This is a genomic window from Pseudomonas sp. DSP3-2-3 (genome assembly GCF_049898225.1).
GTDB lineage: Bacteria > Pseudomonadota > Gammaproteobacteria > Pseudomonadales > Pseudomonadaceae > Aquipseudomonas.
In genome coordinates this window covers 472,612-486,740 of sequence record NZ_JAFCXH010000001.1, presented here as the reverse complement: position 1 = coordinate 486,740, position 14,129 = coordinate 472,612, and the positions used below count along the sequence as shown (strand labels likewise).

Here is a 14,129-nt window from a genome sequence, read left to right as displayed (position 1 = left end):
TTTTTATTCCCGTTTTCGGACTGTTTCATCCAATAATCGGAAAAATACAATTGAAATCAGGCTCTTACGATGAAAAGAAACAACCGCATTCGGAAGAAAATGCAGTTTCTTTTCCGCATTCGGGAATAGAAACCCGGATATCGGAGGTTGTAGGACTTTTCGATACCAAAAAGGCAGCGGCCCTCGCGGCCGGAGTCGGGTTGTCGACACTGCACAGGTGGATTGCCGGGGAAGGAATGCCCGCATTCGATTCGCTTGCCGCACTTGCGTCGGCGAAAGGGGTATCGCTGGACTGGATAGCCGCAGGCAAAGGCGAGATGCAGCAGGGCTCCGCAGGGGGCAGTGATGATGTCTACGCTTATGTGCCGCTGTATGACGCACGCATCAGCCAAGGCCATGGGGCATGGAGCGAGGGCGCGCGAATCCTCACCATGCTTGCCTTCACTAAGTACAGCCTGCATAAAAAGGGGCTGGTGGCCTCACAGCTTGCAGCCGTGCGTGTAGATGGAGACTCAAACGAGCCCATGTTGAAGGACGGCGATACCGTGATGGTCGATCTGTCGCGTAACGCCATTCAGGGCGAGGCGTTCTACGTCATACGGCTGGACGACTTGCTTTACGCAAAGCGGTTGCAGCGCCTGATAGACGGTGGCGTGTCGGTGATCAGTGCGAATACGGCCTATCCGCCAATCAATGTGCCTGTCGAGCAGCTCGACCGCCTGGAAGTCATGGGCCGTGTGGTTTGGTCCGGCGGTTGGATGATCTGACGACCAGTGCCAAAAAGCCCACAATTTGCGGGCTTTTTCATTCTTGGGCCATTTTTTCGGCTTGCATCTCTTTTGGCACTGTTCTACCTCGCCAATGATGCTAAAGCCCCGTTGTTCCTGCCTCGCCCGTTTTCTTCCTGTTTCTTCCCGCCAGTTTCCTTTAGTGCCATATCTCTCACTGCCTCACAGACGTGCTTGTTTGAGCGACAGTTCTAACGGCATGTGAGGCTCCCTGTGAACCTCAACGCTACCTGATAGCACCGGCTCTTGTCAGCGCTTCATCGGATCAATCCAGAAGTGCTGCTCGGTCTCTTGATAGACATCCGCGCGACTCAGACCGAGATCCTTCAATGCCTCATCGCTCAACTCGGCCAGTTGCCGACGCTGCTGATGCAGCTCGTACCAACGCGAAACATGGCCTTTCACAGACTTGAGCAACCGCTCGATCCAGGAATCATGCGAAAGCGTTTTCAGTACCAGTACATAACCTTTTTGACCTTTCATCATTTTGCCCTCCAGTGGGATGACTAAAGTCTCGCTCTGGAGCTAAGATCAATCCAACGAATGTTTCTTATGCACTGCATCTGGGAGATTGATGTATTGGCCAGCTTCCCGAGTATCGATACCGAACTGCTGCGCACCTTTGTCGCCATCGCCGACGAGGGCGGATTTACCCGGGCGGGCGAAGCGGTCAACCGCACGCAGTCGGCGGTCAGCATGCAAATGAAGCGGCTTGAGGAAGACTTGATTCAGCGCCCGCTGTTTCAGAAGCAGGGTCGCAACGTCAGCCTGACGATGGAAGGCCAGGTGCTGCTGGGTTATGCGCGCAAAATCCTCAAGCTGCATGGCGAAGTGTTCAACACCCTGCGCGAGCCGCATATGGTGGGCATGGTGAAAATCGGTACGCCCGATGATTACGCCATGCGTTTTCTGCCCGGCATTCTGTCGCGCTTCGCCCAGGCCTATCCGCTGGTACAGATTGAAGTGCACTGTGAGCCGTCGAAACAGCTGTTGCAGCGTCAGGACCTGGATTTGAGCATCGTCACGCGCGAGCCGGGAACCGAGATCGGGCAGATTCTGCGTCAGGAACGCTTTGTGTGGATGGAGGCGCAGGGCTTCTCGCCCCATGAGCACACGCCATTGCCGCTGGCGATGTTCAACACCGACTGTTTCTGTCGAACCTGGGCCTGCAATGCGCTGGATACCATGCAACGCGATTACCGCATCGCCTATACCAGCGCCAGCCTCGCGGCAATCAGCGCAGTAGTGACAGCGGGGCTGGCGATTACCGCGCAGCTGGAAAGCCTGCTCACGCCGGATCTGCGCATTATTGGCGAAGCTCAGGGTTTGCCGCAGTTGCCGCTGGCCAGCATCGTTCTGCTGCGCAACCCGCACAGTGTTTCACCGATCACTGAATGCCTGGCCGAACACATCGCCGAAGGCTTCAAACTTTAAAGGCAAGCACTACGGCGCAGATCACCAGAAAGCCACAGAACAGCGTACGCAGCAGACGCTCGGGCAGCGAGTGAGCCAGTTTCACTCCCCAACTGATACTCGCCAGCCCGCCGATTGCCAGGGGAATACCCATGGACCAGTTGACGTGGTCATGCAGTGCATAGGTAAACAGGGTGATTGCGGTACTTGGGGTCGCCAGGGCCAGCGCCAGACCTTGGGCGACAACCTGAGTTGCGCCGAAGAATCCGGTCAGGATCGGCGTGGCGATGACCCCGCCACCGACCCCGAACAAACCGCCGGTGATGCCCGAACCGACACCCAGCAACCACAAGCGATTGGTGTGCCGCAGCTCGGTGCTGGCATCTCCTTTACGCCAATACATCTGCACCAGGTTGAACACCGTCAGGATGATGAGAAAGACCACGAAACTGATGCGCATGATTTGCGGGTCCAGCCGGACCGCCCACAGTGAAGTCAGCCAGGCGAAGCAGAAGCTGGGAATGATCAGCATCATGGCATTGCGCAGCGAAATCCGATTGCGCTGGTTGTACCGCCACAACGCCAGTAACACGTTCGGCAACACCATCAACAGCGCGGTGCCCTGCGCCAGCTGTTGATCCAGACCGAACAGCACGCCCAGCGCCGGGATCGCAACCAGGCCCCCACCAATTCCGAACAACCCACCCAATGTGCCCATGGCGGCGCCCAACAACACAAACATCACAACGTCGATCACACCGCTTCCCCCGAATTATTGGCAAGCATGCTACGCATTCTCGCGGGAGTGGCAAATGAATAGCGCGGACCGAGACCAGAATTTATCTGGCGCATTAAAGATCAGGACACTAAATTGTTTGGCAATGACACATTCGTACAGGAGGACTGCCCATGAACGCAGACGATATCTCTACACCCGACGTCGCTGAGCGATGCGAAGCCTTGCTGCTCGATAATCAGCTGTGTTTCGCCCTCTACTCGACCTCGTTGTTGATGACCAAGGTTTACAAACCGCTGCTCCAGGCGCTGGGACTTACTTATCCGCAATACCTGGCGATGATGGTGCTATGGGAACAGGACGGCTTGACCGTTGGCGACGTCAGCACCCGTCTGCTGACCGATCCCGGCTCCCTGACGCCGCTGCTCAAACGCCTTGAAGGCGAAGGCTTCATCACCCGCACGCGCAGCAAGGAAGATGAACGCGTGGTGCTGCTGCGCCTGACCGAACAAGGTCGCGCATTGCAGAAGCGAGCCATGGACGTACCGGGCTGCATCCTTTCCGCCAGCGGTCTGGATCTACAGAAAATGCAGAAAATTCAAAACGACCTGCTCGAGCTGCGCGGGAATTTGCGTGAGCATGTTTGATTAGACCCCTTCCGTTGGAGGCTTGCCCGTGAATCGGGCTTTCACGTGGCACATTTTTCGCCTGAAATAATGCCTTCGCGGGCAAGCCTCCCTCCAACGGGCACAACTGAAATCCGTCCCCTCAAAATATTAGCTTGCGCGCAAACTATTCGTGCGCTACATTTAATTCGTACTCAGTTAGCGCACAAACATTTAGCGCAAACAGGCAAGTTTTTCCAAAACCAGTCCCTACTATCAGTTTTCTTTTTCGCGAGGCAACGCCATGGACACTCTCTACACAGCAATCGCAACTGCAACCGGCGGCCGTGACGGTCGTGCTGTTTCCAGCGACAACATTCTCGACGTCAAACTCGCCACGCCAAAAGAACTCGGCGGCGCAGGCGGTGCGGCGACCAACCCTGAGCAATTGTTCGCTGCCGGTTACTCGGCCTGCTTCATCGGCGCCCTGAAATTCGTCGCCGGTCAAAGCAAACGCAGCATTCCGGCAGACGCCTCGATCACTGCCCATGTAGGCATCGGCCAGATCCCTGGTGGTTTCGGTCTGGACATCGACCTGAACATCAACCTGCCGGGCCTGGAACAAGCCGACGCAGAACAACTGGTCGAAGCCGCTCACCTGGTGTGCCCGTACTCCAACGCTACTCGCGGCAACGTTGATGTGCGTCTGCATGTAACGGTGTAAACGCCGCCCACAAAAAAGCCCGCATCGCTGCGGGCTTTTTTGTTACAGCGGTAAAAGCTGTGCTTATTTGGCACGGCCTTTGTAGGAACCGCCGTCACGGGTGTCGATTTCGATCTTGTCACCGATTTCGATGAAGTCAGCAACTTGCAGTTCAGTACCGTTGCTCAGCTTCGCAGGCTTCATCACCTTGCCGGAAGTGTCGCCACGAGCCGAACCTTCGGTGTAGTCAACTACACGAACGATGGTGGTCGGCAGCTCTACGGAAACCAGACGCTCTTCAAAGAAGATCGCTTCGCAAACGTCGGTCATGCCTTCTTCAACGAATGGCAGAACGGCTTCGATGTCTTCAGCGTTCAGCTCGTACATGGTGTAGTCAGTGGTGTCCATGAACGTGTAGGTGTCGCCGCTGATGAAGGACAGGGTCGCTTCTTTGCGATCCAGGATCACGTCATCGAGCTTGTCGTCAGCGCTGTAAACGATCTCGGTCTTGTAACCGGTCAGCAGGTTCTTCAGCTTGGTCTTCATGATCGCGCTGTTACGACCGGACTTGGTGAATTCAGCTTTCTGAACCAGCCAAGGATCGTTTTCGAGACGAATCACGGTACCGGGTTTGAGTTCTTTACCAGTTTTCATTGCGTATATCCGAATTTGGATGGAAGTTGCCGAGGCTCTGTACGAGAAACCGCTTTCCCGTGTGGCGAAAAGGTCTTTTTCGTACAGAGCCTAATCTCAAGGCCGCGTATCATACGAAACTCCACAAAACAGTACCAGCGCCGCAGCAAGATCAGCGTGCGAGGCCTGTTCCAGACACCAGCGCCCGGCGTGGTTTTCAATTTCCGGCCAGTGTTCCATCAGCGCCAGCCAGCTTGCACTGCCCTCGCGCCCGGCATTCCAGGCCCGCCAGAAATCGGTCAGGGCCTGAGCGGCAGGCTGCGAGAGCCCCGCAAGGTATAGCTCAAGGAAGGCATCGAGCTTGGCCCAATGCGCATCATCGTCCTGTTCATAGATGTGCCAAAGCAGCGGTCGCCCCGCCCATTGCGCCCGCACGAAGGAGTCTTCGCCGCGCACGACGTTGAAATCACAGCACCATAACAGCCGGTCGTATTCCTCCTGCCTGACGAACGGCAACACCTGCACGGTCAGGGCGCCACGTTTTTCCAGCGCCCCGGCCGGCAAACGGTCGACGCCCAGCCAGCGTTGCAGATCACCCAGGATTCGGCCTTCCGGAACCAACAGATGAGTGGCTCGGCTGTCCGTCGACAACGCATCCAGCCAGCCGTCCAGGCCCGGATTCTCATAAGCGAAAACCGAAACAAGCCGGGCACCCTCTTCAGGCACAACCGCCAGCTGTTTGAGGAAAGTCCTTTGGGCAGCCTTGTTCTGCTGAAACGCCTGACGCGCTTCGATCAGGCCGTTTTCCCGTAGCAGGCCACCGGTCGTCGGACGAAATCCCGGAAAGAAGAAGAATTTGCGCAAGCCGTTGGACTGCACCGACGGCAAACCATGGCAACCGGTAACCCAGTCCTCGGCGCTCAGGTATTCCAGATTCACCCACACGGGCCTCGGCGAGCATTGCAGGATGGCTTCGGTGTAAGCAGGCGGCAATCGGCAGGCGAATGCCTCGATGATCACGTCAGCGACTTCCACGGGTTGCCACTCTTTCGGCCAGTGGTGAACGCTGACGCCCTCCTGCCACTGTTGCGCCGCGTGGGCATCAGCCGCTGGACACAGCCGCACGAAAGCCTGCAGATCATCGACCCACAAACGCACCGCCACGTCGTGCTCGGCCACCAATTGCCGGGCCAGGCGCCAGGTCACGCCGATGTCGCCGTAGTTATCGACGACGCTGCAAAAAATGTCCCAAGAGGCTTTCATTCCCGGCTCCCTGCGGCCCAATAATCAAAAACGCTGATTGTCCGTCAGAACAACCCGCATTCACCAGCCTTAGGTCATGGCACAATCGCCATCACCTGCCGTCAACGCCGAGAACACGTCATGCCCCTTTCAAGTCGTCGCGAGCTGAACGTCTCTGTCCACCCGTTGAAGCTGATTGCCTGTATTGCCTTGGGCATCTGGCTCGGCATCGCTGCGGTGGTGTTGACCGGCGTGCTGGTTTTTCGGGCGATGCCTGAGGCGCAGACTCAGGCGGTGAGCAACGCAGTCACCCGATTGAGCACGCCAGCGGCGGCTCCGGCCGAGTCGGACAAGACCATGTTCGAGAAGTACGAACAGAATCTGCGCGAGAGCGAAGCGCGGCAGGCCATGGAACAAACCCAGGAACAGCAGCAAAAAAGCTTCAGTGCGCCGAAATGCAATTTCTGGCTGCAACAAGACCGAACGGCGCCGAGCGACAAGAGCCGCGCCAATGTGATCCAGTTCTGCGGATAGACCATGAACAAGCAAACCGTCCTGCAAGCGATCATCGACAAACTCAAGGTCGATCTGGGTGTTGCCCAGCGGGCCGCGCAGACCGCCTACGAAACCGCGACCCACGAAGAGAACATCGCCGAGAACAAATACGACACCCTCGGTCTTGAAGCGTCTTATCTGGCGGCAGGCCAGGCCCGGCGTGTGGAGGAAATCCGCCAGTCGCTGCTGCTTTATCAGAAATTGAACCTGACGCCCTTCGATGAGCAACGCGGTATCCAGACGGGTGATCTGGTAACGCTGCAAACCGAGACCGGTGCCGAACAGCACCTTTTCCTCGGCCCGGATGCCGCCGGTCTGAAGATTCATCTCGAAAACGCGATCATCACAGTGATCACGGCCCGAGCGCCTCTGGGCCAAAGTCTACAAGGCAAGTTCGAAGGAGATGAGCTGCAAATCACCGTCAATGGCAGCCAGCAATCGTTCGAAGTCACGCAGATAGTGTGATCAGCTATTCATTTACAGGGTTGATCGCTCCAGCTTTTTCTGGGTATGGTGGGTCGTCGCCACAAAAACCCGTGACCGGGACTGAATAGCCGGAAGCAAGGACTTAGTAAGTAGGAGATATTTCATGACAAACGTCATTACTTTCCCTGACGCCCATGAACGTGATCACCTCAAGTCAAGTGACCATCCTGGGCTGAGATACCTGAACAAGAAAGAGCGACTGCTGATCGACCAATTGCGTCAGACCAGCCATGCAGGACGCCAGTACGTCTATGACTACGCGAGCATCATGCACCTGTCCAAACCGCTGCATCCTGAACCGGTGGATTAAACACTCAACAGTGTGGGATCCCCGTCAGTTCAAAAACGTTCAGCACTCATTCAGCCCTCCTGAAGCACCAGACCTGCACAAACGCCTATAGTGGCCGCACGTATTGGTTATCAGGAATCCGCCATGAATACCGCAGCGCCAGTGCCCGCTTCAATCGAGCCCGCTGTAAAAACCGTCGATCATCTGCGCTTTCACAAACGTCACGCGCACTTGACCAGCACCTTTGGCAACGATTCGTTCGCCCTCAAGGCGGAAGCGTTCGCCCGGTTTTTCGGCACGCCGACATTCCTTGGTGCGCAAACCGTCATCGTCGTGCTTTGGGTTGCCTGCAATGCGACCGGCCTGACCCATTTCGATATCTACCCGTTCATCCTGCTCAACCTGGCGTTCAGCCTGCAATCGGCCTATGCCGCGCCGCTGATTCTGCTTGCCCAGACGCGTCAGGCCGCGCGGGATAAAGCCAACGCCGACGCCGATGCCCAGCATCGCGAAGACCTGGCTGTCGCCAACGAGCAGCGGCTGGCGATGGCTGCGCAAAACGCTGCGCAGATGTTGACACTGCTGGAGCAGAACACTCGCTTGACCGAGCTGACCAAGTCCCTGACTGAGCGCATCGAATCGCTGACGCTGGACATGCACAAGCATTTCGTAAAGCGCGACACGGCGGACTGCACAAAACCGGCTCAATAACCCGGGCTGCGTACAAGCGGCCCATCCCTTCGAGGACAAGTCCTCTCCCACCAAAGCAACGCGTACTGTGGGAGAGGACTTGTCCTCGATAAAGCATTTGAGACTGAACCAGGCGTAAACCTTTCAGGACTAGACAGTATTCAGAAAAAACTCCGGCGCAGGGCTGATCTACGCTTTTGCAGCAGCACTGGGAATCTTTATATTGCAGCCATAATCAATCAGTAGGATTATGGTCGTAATTTTTTTTTTTTTAGGGTTCTTGAGTGATCAATCCGGAGTCATTGCCATGCAAATCCTCTCCCGTGACGAAAAAACCGCCCTCTGGCTGGAAGAAGAACAAGCCATCCGCGCCAGCCTCGGCCCGGCGGGCACCACGAGTCTGGCGGAAGTGGCCCTCATGGAGCCCACGGACTTTCTCGAACGCATCAAGCGCGGCGAACTGCCCTGCCCGCCCATTGGGGAACTGATGGATTTCATTCCCCTGCGCTGGTCGCCGGGCGAGTTCATCTTCCAGGGCACTCCCGATGCCCGGCATTACAACCCGCTGGGCAGCGTGCATGGCGGTTATGCCGCGACGTTGCTGGACTCATGCATGGGCTGCGCGATTCATACCCGACTCAAGAAAGGCCAGGGCTACACCACCCTGGACCTGCGCATCAGTTATGTCCGCGCCCTGAGTCATGGCACCGGCCCGGTTCGCGCGGAAGGCAAAGTGCTGCATATCGGCCGCTCCACCGCCCTGGCCGAAGGACGTTTGTACGATGTCGATGACCGGCTCTACGCCATCGGCAGCACCACTTGCATGATTCTGGACATGAACAGGTGAGGCCGATTCCCGAAGGAACAGGAACGATATCGACTCGACACTGACCAAACAGACACGCTCATTCGTGTTTGCCAGGCAATTATCCCTTTCCGGTTCGACTGTTTTTCCCAAGGACCAGGCCGGGATACTGCGCTCACGTCTTATATCTCACGGAGTACCGCAATGACAGTTCCAGCATTTGGCCTTGGCACCTTTCGTCTCAAGGATCAGATCGTCATCGATTCGGTCACCAATGGTCTTGAAGTCGGCTACCGCGTCATCGATACCGCGCAGATCTACGGCAACGAAGCCGAAGTCGGCCAGGCCATCGCCGCCAGCAGCGTGCCACGCGAAGACTTGTTCATCACCACCAAGATCTGGACCGATAATTTTGCCGCCGACAAGCTGATCCCGAGCCTCAAGGAAAGCCTGGCGCCACAGTGGGATTGATCTGAAAGGGTCGAGCGATGTTGCAGGAAACATCGCTCGATGCGCTTTACTGCCAGCCGAAACGCCGGCTGTAGAAGCCTTTAACCGCTTGGGTCAGCGCCATGTAAGTCAGGAGGATCAGCGGCAGATACACGAAGTACATCAGCGGCAAGGCCTGCAATTTGAAGTAGCCCGCCAAAGGCCCCATCGGCAGGAAAATCCCGACCGCCATGATGATCCCGGTCATGATCACCAGCGGCGTCGCGGCACGGCTCTGGATGAAGGGAATTTTCGGTGTGCGGATCATGTGGATCACCAATGTCTGGGTCAGCAAACCCACCACAAACCAGCCGGACTGAAACAGGGTTTGATGTGCCGCCGTGTCGGCACGGAACACGAACCACATCATCAGGAAGGTGATGATGTCGAACACCGAGCTGATCGGTCCGAAAAACAGCATGAAGCGCCCGATCTCGCCCGGCTGCCAGCGCTGCGGCTTCTTGAGCAGTTCTTCATCAACGTTATCGAACGGGATGGCGATCTGCGAAACGTCGTAGAGCAGGTTCTGCACCAGCAGATGCATCGGCAGCATCGGCAGAAAGGGAATGAATGCGCTCGCCACCAGCACCGAGAATACATTGCCGAAGTTGGAGCTCGCCGTCATCTTGATGTACTTGAGCATGTTGGCAAAGGTGCGCCGTCCTTCCAGTAAGCCCTCCTCCAGCACCAACAGGCTTTTTTCCAACAGAATGATATCGGCCGCTTCCTTGGCGATATCCACCGCTGTGTCAACCGAGATGCCGATGTCCGCCGTGCGCAGTGCCGGCGCATCGTTGATGCCATCGCCCATGAACCCCACCACATGGCCATTGCTTTTGAGCAGGCGCACGATGCGCTCCTTGTGCGCTGGCGTCAGGCGCGCAAACACGTTGTGGGTTTCGACGGCCTGGGCCAGCGCTTGATCGTCCATGCGCTCCACATCGCTGCCCAACAGCAGTCCCTGCTGCGCAAGACCGACTTCGCGGCAAATCTTGGCGGTGACCCGCTCGTTGTCGCCGGTCAGCACTTTCACGGTCACCCCGTGCTCGGCCAAGGCCTTCAAGGCTGGTGCAGTGCTTTCCTTGGGCGGGTCCAGAAACGCCACGTAGCCGATCAGGGTCAGCGCCTGTTCATCGGCGACGCCATAGCTATATTTCTGCACCTGGGACTCACGGGCGGCGACCGCCACCACTCGCAGGCCTTCGTCATTCAACCGGGCAGTGACATCGCGAACCCGCGCCAGCAAGCCGGCATCAAGCGGCTCGATAATGTCGCCGTGCCGCACCTGAGTGCAGACGCTGAGGATCTCTTCCACCGCCCCCTTGCAGATCAATAGATGAAACTGGTCCGACTGCGCCACCACCACTGACATCCGGCGTCGGGTGAAGTCAAAAGGGATCTCGTCGACCTTGGCAAACACCGTTGCCACATTCAGTTCACGATGCACTTCCCCGTGCTCAAGAACCGCGACATCCAACAGGTTTTTCAGTCCCGTCTGGTAGTAGCTGTTGAGGTAGGCCATGTCCAGCACCACGTCGGACTCCTCGCCCCACACATCCACATGCCGCTCCAGGAAGATACGATCCTGGGTCAGGGTGCCGGTCTTGTCCGTGCACAGCACATCCATTGCCCCGAAATTCTGGATGGCGTCCAGGCGTTTGACGATGACTTTCTTGTGCGACATGACCACCGCGCCCTTGGCCAAGGTCGAGGTGACGATCATCGGCAGCATTTCCGGGGTCAGCCCTACCGCGACCGACAAGGCGAAGAGCACCGCCTCGGCCCAGTCACCCTTGGTGAAGCCATTGATGAACAGCACCAGCGGCGCCATGACCATCATGAAGCGGATCAGCAGCCAGCTGACCTTGTTGACCCCGGCCTGGAACGACGTCGTCGTACGGTCAGTGGCGGTGACCCGCTGCGCCAGTGCGCCGAAATAGGTGCGATTGCCGGTGGTCACGATCACCGCCGTTGCCGAGCCGGAGACCACATTGGTGCCCATGAACAGGATGTTCTGCAGGTCCAGTGGCGTGCTGGCTTCAGCTTCCTGCTGGCAAACGAATTTCTCCACCGGCATGGATTCACCGGTCATGGCGGCCTGCCCGACGAACAAGTCCTTGGCACTCAGCAGACGGCAATCGGCGGGAATCATGTCCCCGGCAGACAGGTGAATCAGGTCGCCGGGTACCAGCAAGCGGATCGGCAATTCGATGCGCCGGGTGCACTCGGACAGGCCACCGTTACGAGAGGGATTTTCAACCTGTTCCCCCGGCTCCAGCTTGCGCAGCACAGTGGCCGTGGTGCTGACCATGGCCTTGAGGGCGTCGGCCGCTTTGTTGGAGCGGGCTTCCTGCCAGAAGCGCAGCAGGCTCGACAGCACCACCATCGTGGAAATCACCACCGTGGCTTCCAGGTCGTCAGTCAGAAACGAAATCAGCGCCAACAAGGTCAGCAACAGGTTGAATGGATTGGTGTAGCAGTGCCAAAGATGCCGCCACCACGGCAAAGGTTGCTCATGGGCCACCTCGTTCAGCCCCACTTGCTCGCGGCGTGTCGATGCCTGGCTTTCACTCAGGCCAGCGGCGTGGCTGTGCAAGTCGGCCAGCAGTTTTTGCGGGTCACTGCGGGACGCGTTTGTCAGCGTTTGCGCCAACGTATCGGGTACTTCGCGGCTGACGCTGGCGGGCGCGATGCTTTCGAAAATCGTCAGCCGCCGGAAATGCCGATCGATGTGACGGCTGCGCAGAAAATGGGCGAAAACTTCTTTCAAGAAGGACATTTTCAAGGCTGTCTCCTTACTGCAAAACAGGAGAAACCAGGCAGGTACCACCGTCACGGCCCAACGCTAAGGCAGGGCACAGCGCGGCTCGCCTGTCGCACGACAGACGCGTCCGTACAGCGGGCAAACGCAGGCGCAACAACGCCGCGATCAGCTGCTGATCATTTCAGTATCGATGAGGAGGCTTCGAAGGGACGGCCACAGGTGACCGGTTACCAGGGATGCCGTTTCTCGCCTTGGGCAAGATAACGGCAGGAGAGGCGCTGCGCGTTAACGTGCCAAGTGTGTGCAGGTTGCAAGAACCTGCCGACTACTGTCACTCGAACATGTACCCACGAGGGTCTCCATTGGGGGGGTTGTGGCGCGAAGCATACCCTTGGGTTTTGGCCGGGTAAACCAGGGTTGCCCGATAAAAACGGGCAACGCTCCGGTTGTTCAGGAAGGGTTCAGATTGCCGGTCTGTAACTGACGAAACCCCGGCTATTCAGCCCACCGCCAACACCCGTTCCAGCACCGCTGCGCCACGATTGCTCTGGGCCACATTGGCATACAACGACGCCGCGATTTCGTCGGCGCGGATCGGCAGCACTGACAGCAGTGTGTCGCTCAAACCGTGGCTGGCCTCGCAGAAACCCTGCATGTAGACCGACGCCTGGCAGCGCGCATCGGTTTTGATCCGGTAGTCACGAGACACTTCGAAATCGCCCATATACTCAGCCAATGGCGCCAGCAAGTGGCGATGCAACTGGCGCTCGTAGCCGGTTGCCAGGACCACGGCATCGTAAACCTGGGTTTTGCTTTCGTTGCTGGCAAGATTGCGCATCACCAGTTCGATACCCTGCGCCGTCGCCGTGGCGGTTTCCACCGTGGTCAGGCTGTGGAAGGCGTGGCGGGCAATGCCGGAGACTTTCTGGCGATAGAACACGCCGTAGATGCGCTCGATCAGATCAATGTCCACCACCGAATAATTGGTGCTGTGGTATTCGCGGATCATCTGTTCGCGTTGCGCGCCACCCTGGCTGAACATCAGGTCAGTGAACTCCGGAGAAAACACTTCATTGACGAACGGGCTGTCATCGGCCGGCTTCAGCGCCGAGCCGCGCAGGATCATGTCCACCTGCACCGACGGGAAACTGTCGTTGAGATCGATGAACGCCTCGGCCGCGCTCTGCCCACCGCCGATGATCGCGATGCGCATCGGCTTGCCGTTGACGCACGCCTGTCTGGCCATGCGCTCCAGGTATTGGGAATGATGGAACACCCGGCCATCATTTTTCAGGCCCGCGAACGCTTCGGGAATTCGCGGCGTACCGCCTGGGCTTACTACCACTGAACGCGTGGTGCGGACGTGACTCTGGCCTTGGGTATCCCGGGACAGCACCCGCAGCGCCTCGACCTTGCTGTTGTGCAACACCGGCTCGATGGCGGTGACTTCCTCGCCATAACGGCTCTGCTCGCCGAACTGCCCGGCGACCCAGCGCAGGTAGTCGTTGTACTCCATACGGCACGGGTAAAAGGTGCCGAGGTTGATGAAGTCCACCAGACGGCCGTGTTGCTTGAGGTAATTCACGAACGAGAACGGGCTGGTGGGATTACGCAGCGTGACCAGATCCTTGAGAAAGGAAATCTGCAGCTCGCTCTGGGTCACCAGGGTGTTGCCGTGCCAACGATAATCAGCCTGTTTGTCGAGGAACAACACATCCAGCGCTCCGGCCGCCTCGCCGCGCTCCTGCAAGGCAATCGCCAGCGCCAGGTTGGAGGGGCCGAAGCCGATGCCAATCAGATCGTGAACCACGGCAGATGCAAGAGCCTGTGTCATTCCAGTGTCCTCAGGAGGTGTTGCGCACTCAATCGGGATGGCCAGCAAGGTGGCCTGTTGCAATAGGGAACGAGAGCTGTGAAATAAAATTTAACAA

Annotated in this window: 15 protein-coding genes and 1 pseudogene; 10 read left to right on the top strand and 6 right to left on the bottom strand. The window is 57.7% G+C overall.

What is annotated here, in order from left to right; genetic code table 11:
• Positions 1–50: 50 nt before the first annotated feature.
• A complete protein-coding gene (locus tag ACP7E4_RS02240; RefSeq protein ID WP_426111252.1) occupies positions 51–767 on the top strand; it encodes a LexA family transcriptional regulator in 717 nt (238 codons plus the stop codon).
• A gap of 270 nt (positions 768–1,037) precedes the next feature.
• Here ACP7E4_RS02240 and ACP7E4_RS02235 read toward each other — a convergent pair whose 3' ends face one another.
• The gene (locus ACP7E4_RS02235) at positions 1,038–1,274 is read right to left on the bottom strand and encodes a DUF1127 domain-containing protein (RefSeq protein ID WP_426111250.1); all 237 of its coding nucleotides are present in this window, start codon (positions 1,272–1,274) and stop codon (positions 1,038–1,040) included.
• Positions 1,275–1,340: 66 nt separating this feature from the next.
• Here ACP7E4_RS02235 and ACP7E4_RS02230 point away from each other — a divergent pair, with 66 nt between their 5' ends.
• Positions 1,341–2,222: a LysR substrate-binding domain-containing protein gene (locus tag ACP7E4_RS02230; protein WP_426111248.1), complete on the top strand. Its 882-nt coding sequence runs from the start codon at positions 1,341–1,343 to the stop codon at positions 2,220–2,222.
• Here ACP7E4_RS02230 and ACP7E4_RS02225 read toward each other — a convergent pair.
• Positions 2,212–2,958, bottom strand: coding sequence for a sulfite exporter TauE/SafE family protein (locus ACP7E4_RS02225; RefSeq protein ID WP_426111246.1), 747 nt, complete (start codon positions 2,956–2,958; stop codon positions 2,212–2,214). The genes ACP7E4_RS02230 and ACP7E4_RS02225 overlap by 11 nt on opposite strands.
• 152 nt (positions 2,959–3,110) lie before the next feature.
• Here ACP7E4_RS02225 and ACP7E4_RS02220 point away from each other — a divergent pair, with 152 nt between their 5' ends.
• Positions 3,111–3,584, top strand: coding sequence for a MarR family winged helix-turn-helix transcriptional regulator (locus tag ACP7E4_RS02220; protein WP_426111243.1), 474 nt, complete (start codon positions 3,111–3,113; stop codon positions 3,582–3,584).
• A gap of 262 nt (positions 3,585–3,846) precedes the next feature.
• Complete coding sequence (locus ACP7E4_RS02215) at positions 3,847–4,266, top strand: organic hydroperoxide resistance protein (RefSeq protein ID WP_426111241.1); 420 nt, start codon at positions 3,847–3,849, stop codon at positions 4,264–4,266.
• A 63-nt stretch (positions 4,267–4,329) separates the two neighbouring features.
• On the opposite strand, the gene ACP7E4_RS02210 is transcribed toward ACP7E4_RS02215, so the two are convergent.
• Both ACP7E4_RS02210 and earP read right to left on the bottom strand, forming a co-directional pair.
• A complete protein-coding gene (locus tag ACP7E4_RS02210; protein WP_162437515.1) occupies positions 4,330–4,899 on the bottom strand; it encodes an elongation factor P in 570 nt (189 codons plus the stop codon).
• 96 nt (positions 4,900–4,995) lie between these two features.
• Entirely contained in the window at positions 4,996–6,141 is a 1,146-nt protein-coding gene (earP, locus tag ACP7E4_RS02205; protein WP_426111238.1) for an elongation factor P maturation arginine rhamnosyltransferase EarP, read from the bottom strand.
• 120 nt (positions 6,142–6,261) lie between these two features.
• Between earP and ACP7E4_RS02200 the strand changes: the two genes are divergently transcribed.
• From ACP7E4_RS02200 to ACP7E4_RS02175, 6 genes and pseudogenes are all read left to right on the top strand, one after another.
• Positions 6,262–6,654: a hypothetical protein gene (locus ACP7E4_RS02200; protein ID WP_426111236.1), complete on the top strand. Its 393-nt coding sequence runs from the start codon at positions 6,262–6,264 to the stop codon at positions 6,652–6,654.
• Positions 6,655–6,657: 3 nt separating this feature from the next.
• Entirely contained in the window at positions 6,658–7,140 is a 483-nt protein-coding gene (locus tag ACP7E4_RS02195; protein ID WP_426111234.1) for a GreA/GreB family elongation factor, read from the top strand.
• Between the two features lie 124 nt (positions 7,141–7,264).
• Positions 7,265–7,471, top strand: a complete 207-nt coding sequence (locus ACP7E4_RS02190; protein WP_065832671.1) for a hypothetical protein — start codon at positions 7,265–7,267, stop codon at positions 7,469–7,471.
• 123 nt (positions 7,472–7,594) lie between these two features.
• Positions 7,595–8,161, top strand: a complete 567-nt coding sequence (locus tag ACP7E4_RS02185) for a DUF1003 domain-containing protein (RefSeq protein ID WP_426111232.1) — start codon at positions 7,595–7,597, stop codon at positions 8,159–8,161.
• Positions 8,162–8,447: 286 nt separating this feature from the next.
• Complete coding sequence (locus ACP7E4_RS02180) at positions 8,448–8,987, top strand: PaaI family thioesterase (RefSeq protein WP_426111230.1); 540 nt, start codon at positions 8,448–8,450, stop codon at positions 8,985–8,987.
• 162 nt (positions 8,988–9,149) lie between these two features.
• Positions 9,150–9,401, top strand: a pseudogene (locus tag ACP7E4_RS02175) (aldo/keto reductase); the annotation flags it as partial.
• Positions 9,402–9,462: 61 nt separating this feature from the next.
• On the opposite strand, the gene mgtA reads toward ACP7E4_RS02175, so the two are convergent.
• Together mgtA and ACP7E4_RS02165 are read right to left on the bottom strand one after the other, a co-directional pair.
• Positions 9,463–12,213, bottom strand: a complete 2,751-nt coding sequence (gene mgtA, locus ACP7E4_RS02170; protein ID WP_426111493.1) for a magnesium-translocating P-type ATPase — start codon at positions 12,211–12,213, stop codon at positions 9,463–9,465.
• 484 nt (positions 12,214–12,697) lie between these two features.
• The gene (locus ACP7E4_RS02165) at positions 12,698–14,032 is read right to left on the bottom strand and encodes a lysine N(6)-hydroxylase/L-ornithine N(5)-oxygenase family protein (RefSeq protein ID WP_426111228.1); all 1,335 of its coding nucleotides are present in this window, start codon (positions 14,030–14,032) and stop codon (positions 12,698–12,700) included.
• Between the last annotated feature and the right edge of the window lie 97 nt (positions 14,033–14,129).

Coding starts and splice junctions, on each gene's coding strand:
- ACP7E4_RS02235 (WP_426111250.1), bottom strand. CDS start 1,274: ATGATGAAAGGTCAAAAAGGTTATGTACTGGTACTGAAAACGCTTTCG.
- ACP7E4_RS02230 (WP_426111248.1), top strand. CDS start 1,341: ATGCACTGCATCTGGGAGATTGATGTATTGGCCAGCTTCCCGAGTATC.
- ACP7E4_RS02220 (WP_426111243.1), top strand. CDS start 3,111: ATGAACGCAGACGATATCTCTACACCCGACGTCGCTGAGCGATGCGAA.
- ACP7E4_RS02215 (WP_426111241.1), top strand. CDS start 3,847: ATGGACACTCTCTACACAGCAATCGCAACTGCAACCGGCGGCCGTGAC.
- ACP7E4_RS02210 (WP_162437515.1), bottom strand. CDS start 4,899: ATGAAAACTGGTAAAGAACTCAAACCCGGTACCGTGATTCGTCTCGAA.
- earP (WP_426111238.1), bottom strand. CDS start 6,141: ATGAAAGCCTCTTGGGACATTTTTTGCAGCGTCGTCGATAACTACGGC.
- ACP7E4_RS02200 (WP_426111236.1), top strand. CDS start 6,262: ATGCCCCTTTCAAGTCGTCGCGAGCTGAACGTCTCTGTCCACCCGTTG.
- ACP7E4_RS02195 (WP_426111234.1), top strand. CDS start 6,658: ATGAACAAGCAAACCGTCCTGCAAGCGATCATCGACAAACTCAAGGTC.
- ACP7E4_RS02190 (WP_065832671.1), top strand. CDS start 7,265: ATGACAAACGTCATTACTTTCCCTGACGCCCATGAACGTGATCACCTC.
- ACP7E4_RS02185 (WP_426111232.1), top strand. CDS start 7,595: ATGAATACCGCAGCGCCAGTGCCCGCTTCAATCGAGCCCGCTGTAAAA.
- ACP7E4_RS02180 (WP_426111230.1), top strand. CDS start 8,448: ATGCAAATCCTCTCCCGTGACGAAAAAACCGCCCTCTGGCTGGAAGAA.
- mgtA (WP_426111493.1), bottom strand. CDS start 12,213: ATGTCCTTCTTGAAAGAAGTTTTCGCCCATTTTCTGCGCAGCCGTCAC.
- ACP7E4_RS02165 (WP_426111228.1), bottom strand. CDS start 14,032: ATGACACAGGCTCTTGCATCTGCCGTGGTTCACGATCTGATTGGCATC.